General features: G+C 44.2%; 13 protein-coding genes. 5 read left to right on the forward strand and 8 right to left on the reverse strand.

All coding sequences use genetic code 11. The features are described from left to right. Window positions 1-451 precede the first annotated feature (451 nt). Window positions 452-1996 (forward strand): methyl-accepting chemotaxis protein, encoded by a 1545-nt coding sequence (locus EA58_RS15645; RefSeq protein WP_036754852.1) that lies wholly within the window; start codon window positions 452-454, stop codon window positions 1994-1996. Window positions 1997-2094: 98 nt separating this feature from the next. Here EA58_RS15645 and EA58_RS15650 read toward each other — a convergent pair whose 3' ends face one another. Beyond that, window positions 2095-4188, reverse strand: a complete 2094-nt coding sequence (locus tag EA58_RS15650) for an endonuclease (protein ID WP_051642143.1) — start codon at window positions 4186-4188, stop codon at window positions 2095-2097. Window positions 4189-5120: 932 nt separating this feature from the next. On the opposite strand from EA58_RS15650, the gene EA58_RS15655 reads away from it, so the two are divergent. Then, window positions 5121-7049, forward strand: coding sequence for a pentapeptide repeat-containing protein (locus tag EA58_RS15655; protein ID WP_161781064.1), 1929 nt, complete (start codon window positions 5121-5123; stop codon window positions 7047-7049). 1137 nt (window positions 7050-8186) lie between these two features. On the opposite strand, the gene EA58_RS15660 is transcribed toward EA58_RS15655, so the two are convergent. Further along, window positions 8187-9650 carry a P-loop ATPase, Sll1717 family gene (locus tag EA58_RS15660; protein WP_036754857.1) on the reverse strand — a complete coding sequence of 488 codons (1464 nt, stop codon included), beginning with the start codon at window positions 9648-9650 and terminating at the stop codon, window positions 8187-8189. A 707-nt stretch (window positions 9651-10357) separates the two neighbouring features. Here EA58_RS15660 and EA58_RS15665 point away from each other — a divergent pair. The 3 genes from EA58_RS15665 to EA58_RS15675 all read left to right on the forward strand — a co-directional run bounded on the left by EA58_RS15665 (window position 10358) and on the right by EA58_RS15675 (window position 13716). Beyond that, the gene (locus EA58_RS15665) at window positions 10358-10567 is read left to right on the forward strand and encodes a hypothetical protein (RefSeq protein WP_036754858.1); all 210 of its coding nucleotides are present in this window, start codon (window positions 10358-10360) and stop codon (window positions 10565-10567) included. Continuing rightward, a complete protein-coding gene (locus EA58_RS15670; RefSeq protein ID WP_036754863.1) occupies window positions 10567-10845 on the forward strand; it encodes a hypothetical protein in 279 nt (92 codons plus the stop codon). The genes EA58_RS15665 and EA58_RS15670 overlap by 1 nt, the downstream gene beginning before the upstream one ends. 543 nt (window positions 10846-11388) lie before the next feature. After that, window positions 11389-13716 (forward strand): YgiQ family radical SAM protein, encoded by a 2328-nt coding sequence (locus EA58_RS15675; RefSeq protein WP_036754865.1) that lies wholly within the window; start codon window positions 11389-11391, stop codon window positions 13714-13716. Window positions 13717-13861: 145 nt separating this feature from the next. Here EA58_RS15675 and EA58_RS15680 read toward each other — a convergent pair whose 3' ends face one another. The 6 genes from EA58_RS15680 to EA58_RS21080 all read right to left on the reverse strand — a co-directional run bounded on the left by EA58_RS15680 (window position 13862) and on the right by EA58_RS21080 (window position 20174). Beyond that, window positions 13862-15295, reverse strand: coding sequence for an aspartate kinase (locus EA58_RS15680; RefSeq protein ID WP_036754868.1), 1434 nt, complete (start codon window positions 15293-15295; stop codon window positions 13862-13864). A gap of 141 nt (window positions 15296-15436) precedes the next feature. Next, window positions 15437-15832 carry an ectoine synthase gene (locus EA58_RS15685; protein ID WP_036754870.1) on the reverse strand — a complete coding sequence of 132 codons (396 nt, stop codon included), beginning with the start codon at window positions 15830-15832 and terminating at the stop codon, window positions 15437-15439. 11 nt (window positions 15833-15843) lie between these two features. Beyond that, window positions 15844-17109 carry a diaminobutyrate--2-oxoglutarate transaminase gene (ectB, locus tag EA58_RS15690; protein ID WP_036754873.1) on the reverse strand — a complete coding sequence of 422 codons (1266 nt, stop codon included), beginning with the start codon at window positions 17107-17109 and terminating at the stop codon, window positions 15844-15846. Between the two features lie 23 nt (window positions 17110-17132). Further along, window positions 17133-17669: a diaminobutyrate acetyltransferase gene (ectA, locus tag EA58_RS15695; RefSeq protein ID WP_036754876.1), complete on the reverse strand. Its 537-nt coding sequence runs from the start codon at window positions 17667-17669 to the stop codon at window positions 17133-17135. Window positions 17670-18070: 401 nt separating this feature from the next. Further along, window positions 18071-18226, reverse strand: a complete 156-nt coding sequence (locus EA58_RS21730) for a hypothetical protein (protein WP_161781065.1) — start codon at window positions 18224-18226, stop codon at window positions 18071-18073. A 13-nt stretch (window positions 18227-18239) separates the two neighbouring features. Beyond that, entirely contained in the window at window positions 18240-20174 is a 1935-nt protein-coding gene (locus tag EA58_RS21080; protein WP_051642144.1) for a sensor domain-containing diguanylate cyclase, read from the reverse strand. Window positions 20175-20268 lie beyond the last annotated feature (94 nt).

Genomic DNA, 20268 nt, shown 5'->3' on the forward strand with positions numbered 1-20268 from the left:
TATTGGGGGTCAGTTCAATTGCAGGGCTTTTTACTTTCTGCCGCCACCTCACTTCCCTCCCCCTTCTCTGAAAGTTTAAGAAATGAACAATCACCTACAGAGATCAAGGTTTTCTACTTCTGTTCTAAACAATCAGTCAGAATTGACGCATTAGGCATACAGCATTGGACATGCTGACACTCAAAATCTAAAAAGAGTGGCTCATTAGAAGGGAACACAACCTGTAACGATCGATAATAATCACTGATTTTAGCTTTGCTTACTTTTTGTCAAGCTAATTTTATATTTTTTGAGGTGTTTCAAATCCCCGACAATTGCAGTATGTCACTCAATGGCTGTCATCTAGAGTTGAGTCAGACGTGTCATCAAAAGAAAAGCAGTCCACTGCTTCTGAACGTCTGACAAAAGACGTCGTACACAATCTACATGCGTTTCGAGAGAGGGATGATTCATGCGTAAAAATCGCCAGGTAACTGATCGTGAGGTCATGCTGGACACCAATGCTCAGTTAGTCACAACAACGGATCTGCAAGGTGTCATCACCTATGCAAACGAAGAGTTTGTCGCAATCAGTGGCTTTAGCAGTGAAGAGCTGGTTGGGCAACACCACAATATTATCCGCCACCCGGATATGCCCAGAGCGGCCTTTGGCGATTTGTGGAGCCACCTCAAAGCAGAAAAGCCCTGGCGTGGTATTGTCAAAAACCGTTGTAAAGATGGCAGTTTTTATTGGGTCGATGCCTATGTCACCCCGCTTTATGAGAACAACCAGGTTTGTGGTTATCAGTCTGTTCGCCGTAAACCGACCCCAGCAATGATTCACACCGCAACACAGATCTATCAGCAACTGAACGATCAGAAAAACCCGTACGGCGTTCGATTATCCAGTTGGGCCAAACTGGGCATTACCGCCTTCTTTACCGCATTGACCGCGGGTCTGACTCACTGGTATTTCCCTGGCTATGATTACCTCTCCGCTGCAATACCATTTATCTTCATTGCGATCCTTTGCCGGGGTGAATTTTTTGCAGTACCCCAATTTTTTCGTCAACTTTCAGAAGATTATGACGCCCTGACCCGCATCGTCTATTGTGGCAATGGCCCGACTTCCATTGCTGATTTTCACCTGAAACTCAACGATGCCAGGCTAAAAACGGTGCTGGGCCGTGTGGATGATGCCGCAACCACCATCCGGGAAGTCACCGATGAACTGACCGACGTCACCATTCATACCCGAGACTCCATCACCAATCAGGATAAAGACACACAACATATTGCATCCTCGATCAACCAAATGTCGTCCGTTGCCACAGAAATTGCTCAGAATACCCAGCTCACAACCGACAAGGTACTGACAGCGCAGCAAAAATGTGCCCAAACGACCAAAGTTCTTCAACTGACTCAGGACAACATCAACGATCTGGCCCGGGACACAGAAAAAGCCGCCGAAACCGCTCAATCACTGGTCAAAGTTTCAGAGCAAATTGAAACCATGATGATGGAAATTCAGGGTATCGCGGAACAGACCAACCTGTTGGCTTTGAATGCTGCCATTGAAGCTGCCCGTGCCGGTGATCAGGGCCGTGGTTTTGCCGTGGTCGCCGATGAAGTTCGCGCCTTATCACAACGTACTCATGGTGCCACAGAAAACATTCAGGCCAGCATCGTGAACATCAATGCCACCCTGAACCAATGGCAATCGACCTCATCAGAAAGTATTGAAAAAACACAGCAGTGTGTATCCCACACCAATGACACCGCCGCGAGCATCATGGAAGTGGTGGCGATGGTCGATGAAATTGCCGAGATATCGACGCAAATCGCGACCGCAGCAGAAGAACAGGGAGCAGTGGCCCAGGAAATCAGCAACAATGTTCACCAAATTTCCACGTCCTCTTCCAATAACCTGTCCATGATGACGCGCATGGAAGAAGCCGCGACGCAAATGCGCGAAAAAGTGACCTCTCTGGAGGGTCTGAGTAAATCTTTCGGATAAACCCGTTCAGTTCCCCCTGAAACCGCAGTGGCTTTCCGGTTACTGCATCTAAGAGAAAGGCCGCAGATGCGGCCTTTGTTCTCTGAGCGGTTTACAATTCAGGCAAATCCCAGGCTGAAATCGATTTGTTCAGCAAGATGCGGGAAATCAATCAATGGATTCCGGTTCCCCTGTACCGCAAAAATCGTACTATTCCGATGGCGCTCATAACGGCTGACCGGATGTTGCTGATGCCACTTCAGCAAAATATTCAGCCGATCCAGTTTCATCTCATTGTGATCATCACCAATGACAAACGGGTAACGCAGCAAGAAATAGAGTGTTGCACGGGCAACTGCCCCGCGCCCGTTTTCCGGTTCAAACTTATTCCCTTCACGACGACCGCAAGCGGTATGCAACGATTCATCCAGCGGATCAAACTGCCAGTAAGGAATATTACTTCTGAAACTGTTACAGTCGGGTTCACAGGCAAACAGATGGTGCATATCCGCCCGCATCGGGTTGCGTTTTTCAAACCAGGATTGCGGCACCACATGTTCACAATTGAACGGGAGTGAGGCTTCCAGTATATCTAACGCCTCTGCCCTTGCGGCTTCAGAGAGCAACCCTTCCGATTCAACCTTCATCCGCATTTCCTGCGCATGCTGCTGAATCATAGCTTTCTCAGCACGAACCACCTCTTCAGGATCAAGCACTGTTCCGGAATAGATATTTCTCAGTTTGCCGAATTCATGGCGATCAACAACCGGATACAAGTGCTCCAGACGGGCCTCTCGATAAGACAACTGCGTCGTATGTGTTTGACTGAGCAATTTCGACAACGCTTTATACAAATCTTCCGGCGGCAGCGTCAGATCAACATTGGCGTAATAGATCTCTTGACTGACTTTATCCGCATCAGGGTCGTAATAATCAAGTCGGGTCCGGTCTGGGGGACTGTCCGGAATGTGATCTGCGTGTGTACCTGAAATGACAATCGGAGGTTCCCGGCGTTCTGCATCTTTAACAACATGCGTTCCGGGGTGCTGGGTTCCCAACAGGCTGAGACGCAGCTTTTCTTCGGTCATCGGCGCAATATTGATCCGCAAATACAAGTTCGTTGAATCCTGCCCGTCATGACCAACCACTTGTGTGTTCGGTTGAAGTTGCGGATGAACGGTCGATTCAACATCACCTGTCGGCGGTGTTGCCGTGAAAATGGCCTGATAGAGTTGTTGCGCTGAAGCAGTCATGCCAGTCACAACGTCATCCGTTTTTTTCAGAATTTCGCTGATACGAACCCCTTCATTGGCCTCCCAGTGGATTTGCCCCTGCGTCATCGGATTACCGTCCCAGACACTGCCATCGATCAGCAAAATATTCCCGCGTTCATCCCGCTTGGGTTTACCAGCATGGTGAAGCGCCACTACATCCCACGCATCATTACAGACAGGTGAGCCGGATGACCCCTGCTGGGTATCGGTCACGTAATGCAGGAACGGTCCTTCCTTGCCAATAATTTTATTTTGACGCACAGAGATCTGTTTCGGCTCCCCGAGCGGATGCTGAATGATGTTCACGTGTTCGCCGACCAGTGCCTTCCCCGTCTGCCGGATGAGCGGGTTAAATCCATAATCGGCAATTCGGTCCCCTTGTGAATTCACCGCTTCGACAGCGACCAAGGTGAAATCTAAGTGCTCGTCTGTAAAAAAGAATGTATCTGGTAACAGCCGGAAAAAAGAAGACTGACTCATACCGGCAGACGTTAGCCGAAAGTTCATCTCCAACATACTGAACCGGGCCGTCGTTTCATTTTCCAGCACATGGTTATTGGTCATCATCAGCCGGGGGGATACCATAAAGCCCGTGCCATGACCAATCAGTCCAAATTCAGACCGGACATTCACCCGGCCAACGGTTTTCGCAATCCGTGCCCCCCGATATAAGAAAGAAATGGGTAGTAATTCATTAAACAAGATAATTCGTTCCAGCAAACTGCCATGACGATCGTCCAAATCAATTAATTTTTCATCTTCTCTTTCCTGAGTAATATTCTTTAATCTGAACATTACCCGTTCTTTCTCTTCGACCGACTGCCAGCTTTTCTTCCCTTTCAGCACATTATCCAGTTGATTCAATTGTGCATCTACATCTGGAATTCGTTTTTCCACTTCACTCAGCAGCTTATAATATGATTTCGTACGTTCTTTCATCACCTAGCCCTTCATGCTGCAAACTGAACATTGCAAACCACTGACACCAGAGATTTCAAGCACTGAAACGATGCCATTGGGAGGAGTATTACAGCCTAATGGCCGTGGGAGTCTCTTAAGTTTGATAATCCTTTCACACAATACAAAATCAAGCAGGTTCACTTATAAAACCCCTCATTTTTCAACGACTCATTATAAATAATTATTTAACCTAACATATTAACTCCTATCATCGATATCATTTCGCCATACCTCGAACAAACAACAATGTAAACAAGCACCTGAACAGAAATCAGCAATTCTCACAATAGAAACAATAAAGTAAGATGAATTATATTATCTATTTTATATGATAACCCTAAAGGCTAGTAAATATTATGGTCAATGAAGATGATCTCCATATCCTAGAGACGCAGATTAATCACTCTGCAAATGAAATTCGATTCATTCTCTTATTTCTTCTAATTGCAGAGGTGTTTATATTAATCACCCTTTCAGGAATTTCCGATCTACAACTATTGATGCGAAAAGACATGTATGCTATTCCATTTTTAGGATTCAGCGTGGACGTTGTAAACTTTTTTATTTTTGCACCTCTCTTTATTGTCACCTTAACCTATATTGTAAACTCATCACTTTTTGAACATTGTAAGATTCTTAAGTTATTTGAAAACAATAGCCATGAGACTAAAAACATAAAAACAAACTTTATAAACAGAATATATTGCCACAATAACTCATTAGAAAAGAACTTAATAATTATCAGTATTTCAGCTCTTACATGCATCACCCCTAATTATATACAGTTTTATTTGATGGCACGATTCCTTGATTATCAAAGCTGGATAATTAGCCTCTACCACCTCTTAATTATAACTACCACCACATTCATTTCCATTTACTTTTGGATTAGAACATCAAACGAAAACCTCATGAATGAGAGCTACAATGATCTAAAAAAAACTTTATCATACATACGAAAAAATATATATTTAAAAGGCATTGAAAATAGTCCGAGATTACCTGCCCCTATAAATTACCTCATGACTATAATCTTGTTTTTTTTATTCAATTACTTTCACTCACTATTAATAAAACACTACGACTTCACAATTAATGATACTATCAAAATTTATAGTACAATAAACTTAAAAAACCTGCATACAATAATAAACCCCAATTACTCAATGTTTATAATCAATCTAATTTCAGTTATTTCAATATCAATTGTATACAGGCGACTTCACTCTACAACAATCGCACTTATAATACTCTTTGCCTTCATAGAATTTATATTTTTTCTGAAAAGAGATGATATTATATCCAATGTAAACACAATTATACACCACATAAACAACATGGGATACATATACCTAATCATTATAGCTTCATCCATTGCTTACAAGTCAAAGTTTATTCGATTAACAATCTACAAATTATTATATAAAAAAACATATAATTATAGAAAAACAAAGTTAAGTGAAATATGCTTTTCAGGCATAGAGCTATGGAATTTCATTGAGATATCAATGATCCTAACATTAATAATATGCTCATTTTTTTTATTCATGATTCTAATAACACTACTAACATTTGGTAAATTTCACTCGACACATCTTTCTTTTATTAACGATATCTATCCAAGAATAGATGTCTCTGACAAACAAGTATTTGAGCTATCAAAATCATCAAATCTTTTTGAAATAAACAATCTTGATAGTTATGAATTCACTCAAAGTATAAAAACATTAAGAGGTTGTGTTAGTTATAGCAATGAAACCTGTCATTACATTGATCCGATAAAAATAAAAAACAGAAATCTATTGTTTGCAAATTTTTCAATGAGTAAAATGTATCAAGTTGAAATAACTAATAGTGATTTAAGGTTTAGCAATTTCTATAAATCTCATTTAGAAGGTTCTAAAATTCATTTCAGTAACCTTAGTAGTTCGAACTTCACCCTTGCTTTTCTACAAGGTTCTGAATTCCTACAAGTGATATGGGATAATTCAAAATTAATGTATACTAATTTATCTGAATCCGGAATATACGCATCTAGCCTAATAGACGTAAACATGTGCCATGTCTCACTAAATTACTCAAGCATAAGAGAAAATAAAATATCTTGTTCATCAGAACAAAATATCGATAAAAATTGTAACTGCAACATAAGCATTTCAAATTTTTCCCCATTAATTATAATTGACAATAAAATTTCCAATTTAAGTATAAACTTCTTAGACAATAAAAACAAAAGCAACCCTATAATACTATTTCGTAACAATAAAAAAATTGATGGTCCTGAAAATTCCGCCGTGGAGTTTAACATGCGAATGGGTTTTAACTCAGGGTTAATATACATTACAGAAAGTGATTATAAAATAACGACCGCAGATTCAGAAAATTTAAATAACTTCCAAAAAAAACTCGAATCAAAATTAATTCCATTCACTGAAACTTCTTCCAATGAAACTTTTTCAAGCCTCAAAGAAAAATATATTAATCATATCCATAATAATTTCAACCACAACTCTCCACCTCAAACACACCTTTATATTATAATGATATTAAGCAGCGTGTTATACAACTCTTTGAGTCATAATGAAATACGCTACAATCTTATTGGAGCTGAGTCGGAATTAATACAGCTTCTATTTTGTAAATTTTATAAATCCAGTAATAAAACATTCGAAACAGAGCAAATCATTAACTATTACAAGCAAATCATTAACAATAACCGTCATCTTGAACAAAATAAAAAAGATTTACTAATAGAAAATATATTTACACCTAGTGAAACAAATATTGATTGCTTCAAAGAATACATAAACAAAAAAACTAATGGGGCAAAACCCCATTAGTTTATAGTTTACAACAATTATTATTATTACAACGTACCCACCCATCCGGGCATGCACTTGCAGTAAAGCTTATAGGCGTACAAGTCAAAGCGATCAGTGCGATTAGAATCAATAACTTTTTGTTTCCTCTTAATTTGACCATCACTCTGTCCTCTTGCTGATTCAAATACAACACCTTATGCAATAAGTATGATACTGAAAGTTGACTATTTCCAGTTCGTGATTTTAGGGTTTATTTTAAGGCACTTACGACTTGGGGATACACTATCAGGAAAGACACATCAAGGAAAAGTCATTACTCCTCATTCCAGCTCCAATGAATTCATATCAGAGCCTTTTCAAAGAAATAAACCAACCGTATTACGGTTTCAATTGCGAATATTTCTGTCCTCGCAGTTTATATTTTACAACAATGCCCACCGTGACACGGCACCCATCCATCCGGGCATGCACTTGCTGTAAAACTAATTGGCGCACAAGTCAAAGCGATCAGTGTGATTAGAATCAATAACTTTTTGTTACCTCTTGATTTGACCATCACTCTGTCCTCTTGCTGGTTTAAGAACAACACTTTACTCAGTAAGTATGATGCTGAAAGCGGGTTGTTTCCAGTTTGTATTTTTTGGGTTTATTTTAAATCACTTACTGTTGGATGACTCCTGATCGTCAGCATGTCATCTAAAATACGCATAAAAACACATATTGATTACAAGAAAGACGGCTACAACGCATTAAATTGCTACCCAAAGTACTGGGCTGAATGCCTTAGTAATTTCCCCTGAAGCCGCGTGAATCAACGATATCAACGTAAGACACTAATATAAAACAGTTTCTCTTGCCTTCCTTGATTGTTCACACCCGTTTTCATTTGCCTCTTTTTTGTCCCCATCAGCACATTTCGAACGATTTTTCGAAGCGTTTGCCCCTTTTTTGCCCCCATAATTCCAGGTCAGACAGACGACAAAGCCTGAGCCAGATTTCATTAGATTTTCCTGTCTTCCCTTTGTAAGACTTATCCCACCAAAAGATAAACTTCTAACAAGGTTCTGGACAGAAATGAGTTGAAAAATTCGATTTTATCAACTCATTATCATTAGATAAACTTATGATGAAACCATAAATGATTGGTAGTAAAAATCAACGTATATTCAGATACTTCCTATATGCAATGTGTACAGACCATGTAATTTGACCTTCTCTATTTTGGTGCGTTCTGAACAGGTCTGGATCATCACAATAATGAGTGAAATATCTACCACATTCACTTTTCTTAGATATTAAACCCAGCTTATATACGAAAGCACCAAGATCTTCTGCATCTTTATATTTAACACCATCAATGATAGGAATCTCACTTATTTCTCGACCACGAATAAAGTTCGCTTCAAACAAATCAACCAACTCGTTAAACGTATACTCCTTTTGCTTTGCTCTAAAACAATCAATTAAATTATCAAGTTCTTCAAATTGGTGTTTATGTTCTTTAATCAAGTCACTTTTTCGGTTTTTACCAAATTCACTCAATATTTCATCTATATGATGAAGGTATACCCTCTTTCCTTGTGAGTTTGACCTTTTAGCTTGTTTCGCTGACATTCTACACAATTGTCCCATCCAACGCGGACGTTTATTAGAGAAAGATGAAATTGCATCGAACATTGATGTTTCTTCTTTGTTCACCCAACTAATAGGGTACTCAAATACTAATTGAAATAACTTATTATAGTCTTTTGTATATTTATATTTCGCTTCTGGACTGCTTGGGTGTTTCCGCTTTACATAAGATAATATTTTGTTGGACAACATATCTCTCAAGTGTCTATTGGTCCACACTATTTCAATGATATACTGCTCCCATTTATCTAAGTCTTCAAGGTGCCTAAGGTTTTGCCAAACATCAGATCTAACAGTAGCTCTAATATTCAATTTTTTCATATCGAAAGCTAAAGAGCGAACTGCACTGAAAAACGACCCTACTCTTGCTTGATACTCTTCAGTATCAACATATTTAGCGTCAATATCATCAATAAGCAACCATACCGATGAATCTTTATGCTTGCTTTGATAATTAGATAACACAGACTCTAAATTTTCTGGAATATTATCTTTCACCTCTGTATTAATAACAGGAATCTTACCTTTAATTCGAGATAATATACCGCCAATAAAGTTCTTACTTTTTAAACCATCAAGCTCTGCAACCTCTACCATTGAAATTGAGTTACTTGAAGCTGCAAAGCCAATAGTATTTCCAATTTCAATAATAACTTTTTTGCATATAATACGCTTCCAGTAGTTTTCAAGATATGCTTGATCTTGACCACGAAAGTCACCTAAACCAAGTAATTCATTACCTGTAACCCTTACAACTATCGGATTATCATATTCATCATTATGCCTCAACTCATAATCTAACTTAGATAAAAGAGCAGATTTTCCCATTCCTTTTCGAGCACTTGCAACACATAGCTTATTATCTTGATCATAAAAATCATAAAAATCCTCATGATCAATATAATAGGAATTGAGAACTTCTAATATTTCATCTTCTCCAGCGTCATTTCCAAATAAATTTTTATCTTTTAAATTTACAACGATCATCCATTTTCCTATTAACGCTAACTAGACAACATAAGTCGTAATTTGTGCCTCTATGATGCCGACCTCACGAATAAAATTCAAATATTAATCAATGCGTTAGCTCTAATTTTGAGAGCTTAGGTAATGATGTGTAGCCTAAACCGATACACTCGTCACTTCGGATAACTTAAAATAAGGCTAATTGACATCAGTAGCGTATAAGTCAGCTTTCCCACTAAACGATTTTGGGGTAAAACCTTGCTAAACACCTACACATCCAATAAATCGAAATATAGAACTTCTACTAACCAATTCCACTTTCAATCAATTAAACGTTAATCAAGTCACGTTACGCATAACGCTATTTGAAGCGCATCAACAAAAGCGGCCACTCTGAACACCTGTTGGTGATGACCATAGCGGCCAAAAATTTTTTTTTCGCGGGGGTCGACCTCGTTTGCTGTGTTTTCGCCTTCAGAAGAACCTATGTTTCAAGCACATCACCTCTATGCAGAAGCAATGTATCAAGGCTGGAGTAGACTAACCGCTTGAATCAGAGCGTATTGAATAGTTCGGTGGATTTGCTTGTTAACCGATAAGCTTTACTAGGATCCTGTCGACTTCAGCTCGACGGTTCAAAAATATGATTTTTGTCACAATCATACATTATGCGCTACTTCTTCTTGGTTCTACCCTTATTAAGAACTCGCTCACATAAGGAATAAACTATGCCTACATCAGATAAAAAACATGTCAACTTTTCAGAAGAACATGAACTTAACAACCGTTTACGACAAAACGACAAAAGACAAACAGAAGCAAACCGAGAACAATTAAAAGAAATAGGGAAGCAGGCAAAAGAGGACTTAGGCAAGACACGACTAACCCATGCCGAATTAGATAATGCCATCAAGAAAAACCAGAAGGATTTCGAGTAATGTCTGATAAGCCAACTGTCTTCGAAATTACTCTAGCCTGGAAAGAAAATGGAGTGATTCAATCAAACCCGAATCCCATCTTGATGGATTTTTGTCCTAGGGTTGGTGATGTTATAAATCTAGATGGATACTACCAAGAAGTGATTTCGGTCGAGTACAAATCCACCCAATCCATATGGCCTACGGTTTATGTCAATGTGATTGGCGACGCTAATGCACATGAAACTTGGGTTGCAAGTAAGCTATCTGAATCAAACCCAAAATTTTTTTGGGTGTAGTAACAATCAATTCTAACCCTCGGGTAATCTGTAAACATACTCAACCCCACCCGCCGGACACGCGTATGCCTGGCGGGTGACATAGGCTTTTTCAAAGAGCCGCCGCAGTAACGTACTCGCCCATGCACTACCAGGACAGACACACTATGGAAAAAGTCATTACGCCTCATTCCAGTTCCAATCAATTGATCTCAGAGCTTTTTCAAAGAAATGAATCAACCCTCTTACGGTTTCAATTGCGAATATGTCTGTCCTCGCAGTTTATGACGAAGTAACCGGCTCACCCTTCCCTGTAAATTGCAGCACTCGCTGCTATGTTTACTCAGCTTCAACTGCCCAAGATTTACCGATACAAAACTGCACCACAACCCTCTGTTTTTCTGTCCTCCTTCATGCTCTGAACGTGCTTGAACTACGCTTGAACGGGACCTTTTAGAGGCGATATGATGCAAGTTCATCCACGCGAAATCGCGGGTTTCACAAAGCTAGTAAGTGTGATGTGTACCCGTTATAATCCCCGCCTCCTGAACCTGAGGCTAAAATATGCACACTGACGTCACGCCAATTAACCGCTATCCGAAATACTGGGCTGAATGCTACGGCACAGCGCCATTCCTGCCGACCACCCGAGAAGAAATGGACGCGCTGGGCTGGGATAGCTGTGACATTATTATTGTGACCGGCGATGCCTATGTCGATCACCCCAGCTTCGGGATGGCGGTGATCGGTCGTGTGCTGGAAGCTCAAGGGTTCCGGGTAGGCATTATTGCTCAGCCGAAGTGGGACAACAAAGATGCCTTCATGGCGCTGGGCAAACCGAATCTGTACTTCGGGATTACTGCGGGCAACATGGATTCCATGATCAACCGTTATACGGCGGATCGTAAACTGCGCCATGACGATGCCTACACGCCGAATAATGAAGGCGGAAAACGACCAGACCGCGCGGTGCTGGTGTATTCGCAGCGCTGCCGTGAAGCTTATAAAGATACTCCGATTGTACTGGGGGGGATTGAGGCCAGTCTGCGCCGTTTAGCCCATTACGATTACTGGTCGGATAAAGTGCGTCGTTCGGTGCTGTTCGATGCTAAAGCCGACATTCTGCTGTTCGGCAACGCCGAACGTGCCTTGGTGGAAGTGTCGCACCGCATTGCCACAGGTGAAGACGTCGCCACCATGACCGATATCGCGGGCACGGCGGTCATCCTGAAAGAAGCCCCGGCGCATTATAAAATCATCGACTCCACCCGCATCGACAAACCGGGCAAGGCGATGGTGATGCCGAACCCTTACGCCACTGAAGAAGTCTGTGAGACCAATAAAAGCAAAGCTGAAGAAGAACCGGCGAAAACTCAAATCACAGCTCAGACGGTTCAGATTCAGCCGTCACGTCACGATGCCTTCACCAGCGCTGTGCGTTTGCCGTCTTACGAAAAGCTACGCAACGACCGAATTCTGTACGCCCACGCCAGCCGTGTGATGCACCTGGAAGCGAACCCTTACTCCGCCCGTGCCCTGATTCAGTTGCACGGCGACCGCGAGCTGTGGGTGAACAAGCCGCCAATTCCACTGACGACTGAAGAGATGGATTTTGTCTTTGGCCTGCCTTATGCGCGGGTGCCTCACCCTGCATACGGAAAAGCCAAGATTCCGGCGTATGACATGATCAAAACCAGTGTGAATATCATGCGCGGCTGTTTCGGGGGCTGTTCGTTCTGTTCGATTACGGAACACGAAGGCCGAATTATTCAGAACCGTTCACAAGAGTCGATTCTGCAGGAACTGGAAGACATCCGCGATAAAGTACCGGGCTTTACCGGCACAATTTCGGATCTGGGTGGCCCGACCGCAAACATGTACCGTCTGGGCTGTTCTGATCCGCGGGCGGAGAAGAACTGTCGCCGTCCGTCGTGCATCTTCCCGAAAATCTGTGAGAAGCTGGATACCGACCACAAGCACACCATCGACCTGTACCGCAAAGCGCGTGAGGTTGAAGGCATCAAAAAGATCATGATTGCCTCGGGTGTCCGTTACGATCTGGCGATTGAATCTCCGGAGTACATCAAAGAACTGGTGACGCACCACGTCGGCGGTTATCTGAAAATTGCCCCGGAGCACACAGAGAAAGGCACGCTGGATCTGATGATGAAGCCGGGCATGGGTACATATGACCGCTTCAAAGAATTGTTCGAAAAATACAGTGCCGAAGCAGGCAAGAAGCAGTATCTGATCCCGTACTTTATTTCAGCGCATCCGGGTTCAACCGATGAAGACATGCTGAATCTGGCGCTCTGGCTCAAGAAACATGATTACCAGTGTGATCAGGTCCAGAACTTCTACCCGTCGCCGATGTGTAACGCCACGGCGATGTATCACTCCGAGACCAACCCGCTCAAGCGTGTGAAATACAAACAGCGCGACGATCTCTTTGTCGCGAAAGGCGATCGTCAGCGCCGTCTGCATAAAGCATTACTGCGTTATCACGATCCGGCCAACTGGCCGCTGCTGCGTGAAGCACTGGTCAGCATGGGCAAGAAACATCTGATTGGTGACCGGCCTGACTGCCTGATCCCGGCAGAAGGCAGCGAAGCCGCGCTCACGCCGGCGAAACGCCGAGGTTCCAGCCGTCACGGTGCCAAACGCTTTGCGACCAAGCACCCGAATCAGCCGGATATCCGGAAAGATGGCACCGCGAACCGTCAGGGCTCAGGCAAGCCGAAAGCTCATGGGACAAAAGCGCAAGGCACTCAAGGAAAAGGACGTCATCAGAGCAATCAAGGGAAGCCACAAGGCAACGGCCAGCGCCCGGCGCAAAACGGGAAGCCGCAGTCCCGAGGCAAACCTGCTGCGAAACGTGGCGCAAGAGCCTGACGGCCATGCTTACGTTTCAGGTTGCCGTGCATCAGACAGTGACGTACTAAACAGCACATATCAGACTGACTGAAAAAAGAAGGCAAGCGCATTGCGCTTGCCTTTTTCTCATCTGAAGCAGGGGAAACTTCAGTCGGAATAACCGTTAAGCCACGACTTTTTCAGGGGCTGCCTTCGTGACATCGTCACTCATAAAGCACTGATGCAGCGCACAAATCGCCCCCTGATAATCACTGTCTTTCACCACGAACTGGACATCGACATTGCGCAAAGACGCATGCGCCGCTTTTGGACTGATTTCCTGATCCAGCAAAGCCAATACACCCTGACTCATGGTTTGGTTGGTATCAATCGCAGAACCGATGACAGAAATCAACGCCACCATTTTTCCGGTAATCTTGGCTTTCGGATAACGCTTCTCGGCTTTCGACAAGACTTTATTCTGGCTCGATGAACTGCCATCCAGATAGTAAGTCACTGAGTTCGCGTTCATCTCTTTACTGATCAGCTGAACATTTTCTTCACGGATGATTTCCATCAACTCGTAGCTGACATCCTCAACCTGACCAACCATCGCCTGATCAAACAAATGCAGTGCAAACACCTTGTCACGACCCGCAATGATTTCAGCCCGGTCTGTCTCCGGATGATAATCCTGAGAGATCACCGTTCCCGGATGTTCAGGCTCAAAAGTATTTTTCACTGCCAGCTCAATACCAGCGCGGCGCAGACCGGAAGCAGCATTCGGGTGAATCGCTTCCATACCCAGATTGGCCAGTTGATCGGCAACATCGTAATTGCTCTTTCCAATCGGGCGTACATGCTCAGGGCCAACAATCCGTGGGTCGGCACTACTCAAGTGATATTCTTTATGGATCACTGCCCTTCTGGCCTGACTCAATACCGCCAGACGGCTGAACGTCATTTCGCTGTAGCCCCGATCGTAGGTTTTCATCAAACCTTCTTCACAATGGACATAGCCGGTGACAATCGGTAGTTCTTTGCTCAGATCAATATCCTTGATGGCATCCAGAATCACAGCATCCAGATCGCCCTGAACATTGTTCTCTGCCCCCCAGCCGGACAAATCAACAAAGCGTGAGTTGATCCCTAAATTGTTCAGCATCAGCGTGGTATTGAACGCAGAATGCGCTTCACCAATCGAGGATAAAAACTCACGGATCTGAGGCAGATAACTTGCCAGTGAAAACTGACCGTACTGACAGGTTTCCAGAATATTTTCAATGCAGGTGATCGCATTCGCAATCCGCTCTTGCACGAAGTTGTCGGCCCGGTTCCGGCAGAACAAGTCGGGAAACATGGTGTCGTTTATCAGCAGCATCCGCTGCTCAAGCGTTTTGAGTTTTTCGCGCCAGACATCATTCCGTTCAGCGATATAGCGGAAAATTCCGGGTTCACCGGTACGCTTGCATTCCAGCAGTGCGTCTGTAATACCACCATAAGCTGAGACCACAAAAATACGCTGATAAGGATTCTCGGGATAGAGCAGGATATTATCCATCACTGCATCAAACGCAGACATGGAAGTACCGCCGATTTTTTCAACGGTATGAGTCATGGGAACTCCTTATTCTTTTCATCAGCAGAGGAAAACGCCTCTGACTTGATGGCATTGAAAGGTGGCTTGCACCACCTTTCGGTTGACCCTCAGGTTCATCATGCAAGGAGGGTCATTCACTTGCAAAGCACAGGGTGATGATTATTCAGCAGCCGGGTAGACGCCATCAGCATCATGGACTTCCATCCCGGTCAGGGGCGGGTTGAAGACGCACGCCATCACCATGTCGACCCCTTTGTTGGCACGCAATTGATGCTCGTCGTGCTTATCCAGAACGTACAGAGTGCCGGGTTTAATCTCATAGGTTTTGCCATCGGCAGTGGTCTGAATTTCACCTTCACCGGAAACGCAGTAAACCGATTCCAGGTGATTTTTATAGTGAATATGAGTGTCTGTATTGGCAAAAATTGTCGTGATATGGAACGAAAAGCCCATATTATCGTCACGCAGCAACATGCGAACACTTTCCCAGTTTCCATTTTCTGCGACAATGCGACGCTCGCTGTCACGGCACTCATCCAGGGTGCGTACAATCATTCTTATTCTCCTTAAGACGCTTTCTTTAATTCTGACTTCGCAAATTCGGCGACGGCTTGCTCAAAGATGTGCAGCCCTTTTTCCAGTTCAGCTTCGCTGATGGTCAGCGGACAGAAGAACTTCAGCACTTCATCATTCGGACCAGCAGTTTCGATAATCATACCGTTTTGAAAACACAGCTTACCGATAGCGCCAGCAAACTCGCCTTCATGACAGGCAATCCCCTGCATCAGGCCGCGGCCTTTCATCTTCTCAAAAACCGCCGGGTACTGTTTCAGTAACTTCTTCAGGGTGGCATTCAGCTGTTCAGCACGGGCATGAATGTGCTGCTCAAACTCATCGTTGTGCCAGTACGCTTCAATCGCGGCCGCTGCGGTAATGAATGCATGGTTGTTCCCACGGAAGGTCCCGTTGTGCTCACCCGGCAGCCACAGATCCAGCTCGGGTTTAAGCAGCACGATCGCCATCGGGGAGCCGTAACCACCAATTGATTTCGACAGCGTCACCATGTCCGGCTTAATGCCCGCAGGCTCAAAGCTAAAGAATGTCCCTGTTCGGCCACAGCCCGCCTGGATATCATCCACAATCAGCAAGATATCGTGACGCTGGCAGAGCGCGCTCAGGCGTTGCAGCCAAGCGTTTGAAGCGACGTTCAACCCCCCTTCACCCTGAACCGTTTCCAGGATGACTGCGGCTGGCTTATCCAGACCACTGGAGTTGTCGGTCAGCATCGTTTCGAACAGTGTCAGGCCATCCAGATCGGCGTAACCTTCATAAGGCAGACGTGTCACACCACTCAGTGCCATCCCTGCGCCACCGCGGTGGTGCTGATTACCGGTTGCAGCCAGTGCGCCATAAGACACACCGTGGAAACCATTGGTGAAGGCGACAATGTTCTGACGTCCTTTTACTTTACGTGCCAGTTTCAGTGCCGCTTCCACGGCATTTGTCCCGGTCGGACCGGTGAACTGAACTTTGTAATCCAGACCGCGCGGGGTCAGGATGTACTGCTTCAGGTTTTCAAGGAAGGCCGCTTTGGCTTCCGAATGCATATCCAAGCCGTGCGTCAGGCCATCCTGATCGATGTAATCCATCAGTGCTTTTTTCAGCACCGGGTTATTATGGCCATAATTCAGCGCACCGGCACCTGCCAGGAAGTCCAGATAGCGCTCACCCTCTCGGGTGTTCAGCCAGCAGCCTTTCGCGGATGAAAACACCACCGGGAAATTGTTGGCATAGCATTGAACATTTGATTCCTGCGCATTAAAGATATTCATGACTTATCCTGTTTTGTCGTGATTTATTGTTTCAGTGGAATGCGATAGAGATATTCCGAATCATGCTTACCGTCGAAATGTTTCTCTTCATCAAGGAACAGCGAGACTTCACCTAAGTTGCCGTTCGCCTGATCCACTTTCTTAAACAACGCCCAAGAGGCTTTATTGAGGCGGGTGATCGTTGTTTCGATATTGCGAATATCGCTAAGCTCATCACGCGCCAGAAGTTGTTGAATCATCTGAAAAGCGAGCCCTCGACCACGTGCTACTTCACTCACGGCAACCTGCCAGATAAACAGCGTGTTCTCTTTTTCCGGAACCCGATACGCTGAGATAAAACCAGCCAACTCATGATCAAGCTCAGCAAGAATACATGTGTCTTTGAAATGAGTTGTCTGCAGGAAATTGCAGTAAGAAGAATTGGTGTCTAACGGGGGACAAGATTCAATCAGTGAGTGCACTCGATAACCATCTGAACGTTCCGGTTTTCGAAAAACAAACTCTTCCTGAGTCTTGCTCGATGTTTCTTGGGCGAGAGCCCATGGTGCTGATGTAATCATTGATCGCCACATTGTTTAGTGCTCTAATGAATTCAGAGACAATTATAGAGCCAGAACTTGGAATATCAACCCCATGAAATGGCATACATTGAGACGAAAACAATTAACACATTGATTTTAAAAGACTTAAATTAAAAAATAATTACAAAACAAATAATTATAGAACTAATTATATTTGTATCATCAAATCGACATCAAAACGATGTAACCAGCGGGCCGAAGCGCCATATCAATCCCACTGGCAAACATCGGTACATCAGGAAATTCGTGCTGGCTGCTGGGTATTGAGCGTCCAGTGGTGAGCCATCAATGCCACCGCAGGCTCAGTGGCATCCAGAAAGTGAGGGAGCGCGAAAAGAAAAAGGAGAAGAAGATAAAAGAAGAAGAAAAAGAAAGTGAACCTACCTGACTAATTCCACAGCCATAAACACAGCAATGGCAACTCCTGCGCAGATCAACATCCCAATCAATAAGGTTTTCTGTTTCTGCTCATCCAGATAACGCGCCAGAAATACGGCTACTGCAATGAGCAATACAATCACAGCAAATTTAAGCATGTTCTTCCCCTGCTTAGTCGTCAATCGTTGTCAGAGTCGCCGATTGGCGAACCTCAGAAAATGGCTTTGTGTTCTTCAACTTAGCATGATTTATCGGCCCGGTCTTGCCACTCATTGCTGCGGACGACTCAGATGACGGATCCTCCGCATCAAACACCTGATTCTTCCCTTGCGATTTGACACGATACAGTGCCTTATCTGCCTGAGAGATCGTTGACTCCATCCCCTCCTGCAGCAAAGCAAAGCCAACACTGACCGTAATTGAGCAGGACTTATCAGACACCCGGATTTTTTGCCCCGCCACACTGGCACGAAAGGCTTCCAGCCGTTCTTTTGCCTCGTCGATATCTGATGCCGCCATCAACACGGCAAATTCCTCACCACCATAACGACACAAGACTGAATTCGCCCGGAAACCACGCTTCATTAAGGCGGCAATCATCAGGATCACCTTATCGCCAAACAGGTGTCCGTAGGTATCGTTGATCGATTTGAAATCATCAATATCGATCATCGCTAGATAGTATTGCGCTTGGGTCTCAGCCAGCCGTTGTTCCATCTGCTTTCTGAGATAGTTCTTATTCTTCAGCCCGGTCATTTGATCTTCACTGCGAATGTGCTGTGTGAGCAGCAGTTGATTCAGCGCACTCAGCGTATAGTTCACGATCATTTTGACAAAAAACGGATAGGCCATGCCGGGCTGGCAGATATACAGAACACCCACAAGCTGATTGGTCGGAATATGGCCTGAGCGAGCGGTATTCACCAGAGGCAGTCTGATGCAGGGCACATTCGGTGAAATTTGGCGAACAATCAGATCCTGCTCCGGCTGACAATCCCGACCAAGTTGCTGACAGCCGGACAAACGGCAAAATAAGTCTGTTGGCACAGCCACCCGCAAATGATGATGCGGCTCTTCCAGAACACCTTCTTTTTCATTCATCACAAACAGGTAAACCTGACTGCAGCCAATGGTGTTCTTGAGCAGCTTCGTGAGCTGTAAGTGCAAATCCTCAAACTCTAAGGCTTCAAGCAACTGGCCGCCGGTTTGATGCACCCTGCTGTGGAGATAACCGACCAGCAGAATAAAAAACAACATGGCCAGTAATGTCCCGCCCACCACACCGAGTTTGAGCGCATTCGCCGTGATTTCCTGATTGCGGGTTCCCGAAAGCAGCACCCAGCCAAAACGTTGATTCGTCTCATACACACTGAACTTGTACTCATCCTGATATGCATAAGAAGGGATCTCTCCTGCCTGTTCGCCATTCAGAATGTCATCCAGTATATCTGGTGACAGACTCACAGATGCCGTCCCTAACCTTGACGGATCAGGGTGAATCACCACCTGCCCGCTTTCCGATTCAACCGCAAAGACATAACCGTCTTTCATCGTTCTCAGGCTGGATAAATCTTCCGACATTGCACTGGCATCCAGTTCAATGACAATTCTGACATCACCTTTCCCCGGAACTTCAAGCGCCCGGGTCAAGGCAACACACCACTTTTTTGTACTGTTGCTGCGATAAAAGGGAGATAAAAAAGTTGCTCCGGACTGTTGAGCCTCGGCATACCAGGGTCGATGCCGCACCCGGTCTGCAACGTCTTCAAACTTCAGACGATTCGTCCCGTAGTAGGTCGAATCCATCAGCAACCCTACTTCCAGAAACTTATTTTGATGATCAACCACGTACTGAGCCGCCGTCAGAAATGTCGCAATATCTTCTTTATCCTGAAGAATTTCAGACAATAAATAGAGCTGGTTATTGGCTGCCGTATAGTGCTGGTTCAAATAATCCTGCGCGACGCTGATATTGGCCCTTGCCTGAGAATACGCACTTTCCCGGATGGCTTTGTAATCGGAATAACCAATATAAACCAAGGTGGCAATGAGCAGCACAAATAAAGGAAGAACCAGATTAATCAGATATTTAGGTTTAAAATCCATTTAAAATATCTTTCAACAAAACATGAATCACCATATGAATCCGGTCGATTATATAGTAACCGTTGCGTCCATGTCGCAGGCTAAATGACAGAAC

The sequence above is a fragment of the Photobacterium galatheae genome (assembly GCF_000695255.1).
Taxonomy (GTDB): domain Bacteria; phylum Pseudomonadota; class Gammaproteobacteria; order Enterobacterales; family Vibrionaceae; genus Photobacterium; species Photobacterium galatheae.

What these genes read in the sequence shown, in the direction of transcription:
- EA58_RS21080 (WP_051642144.1), bottom strand. Translation starts at nt 20,174, where the DNA reads ATGGATTTTAAACCTAAATATCTGATTAATCTGGTTCTTCCTTTATTT.
- EA58_RS15680 (WP_036754868.1), bottom strand. Translation starts at nt 15,295, where the DNA reads ATGACTCATACCGTTGAAAAAATCGGCGGTACTTCCATGTCTGCGTTT.
- EA58_RS15665 (WP_036754858.1), top strand. Translation starts at nt 10,358, where the DNA reads ATGCCTACATCAGATAAAAAACATGTCAACTTTTCAGAAGAACATGAA.
- EA58_RS15650 (WP_051642143.1), bottom strand. Translation starts at nt 4,188, where the DNA reads ATGAAAGAACGTACGAAATCATATTATAAGCTGCTGAGTGAAGTGGAA.
- EA58_RS21730 (WP_161781065.1), bottom strand. Translation starts at nt 18,226, where the DNA reads ATGCTTAAATTTGCTGTGATTGTATTGCTCATTGCAGTAGCCGTATTT.
- EA58_RS15645 (WP_036754852.1), top strand. Translation starts at nt 452, where the DNA reads ATGCGTAAAAATCGCCAGGTAACTGATCGTGAGGTCATGCTGGACACC.
- EA58_RS15675 (WP_036754865.1), top strand. Translation starts at nt 11,389, where the DNA reads ATGCACACTGACGTCACGCCAATTAACCGCTATCCGAAATACTGGGCT.
- EA58_RS15655 (WP_161781064.1), top strand. Translation starts at nt 5,121, where the DNA reads ATGAATGAGAGCTACAATGATCTAAAAAAAACTTTATCATACATACGA.
- EA58_RS15660 (WP_036754857.1), bottom strand. Translation starts at nt 9,650, where the DNA reads ATGATCGTTGTAAATTTAAAAGATAAAAATTTATTTGGAAATGACGCT.
- EA58_RS15685 (WP_036754870.1), bottom strand. Translation starts at nt 15,832, where the DNA reads ATGATTGTACGCACCCTGGATGAGTGCCGTGACAGCGAGCGTCGCATT.
- ectB (WP_036754873.1), bottom strand. Translation starts at nt 17,109, where the DNA reads ATGAATATCTTTAATGCGCAGGAATCAAATGTTCAATGCTATGCCAAC.
- ectA (WP_036754876.1), bottom strand. Translation starts at nt 17,669, where the DNA reads ATGATTACATCAGCACCATGGGCTCTCGCCCAAGAAACATCGAGCAAG.
- EA58_RS15670 (WP_036754863.1), top strand. Translation starts at nt 10,567, where the DNA reads ATGTCTGATAAGCCAACTGTCTTCGAAATTACTCTAGCCTGGAAAGAA.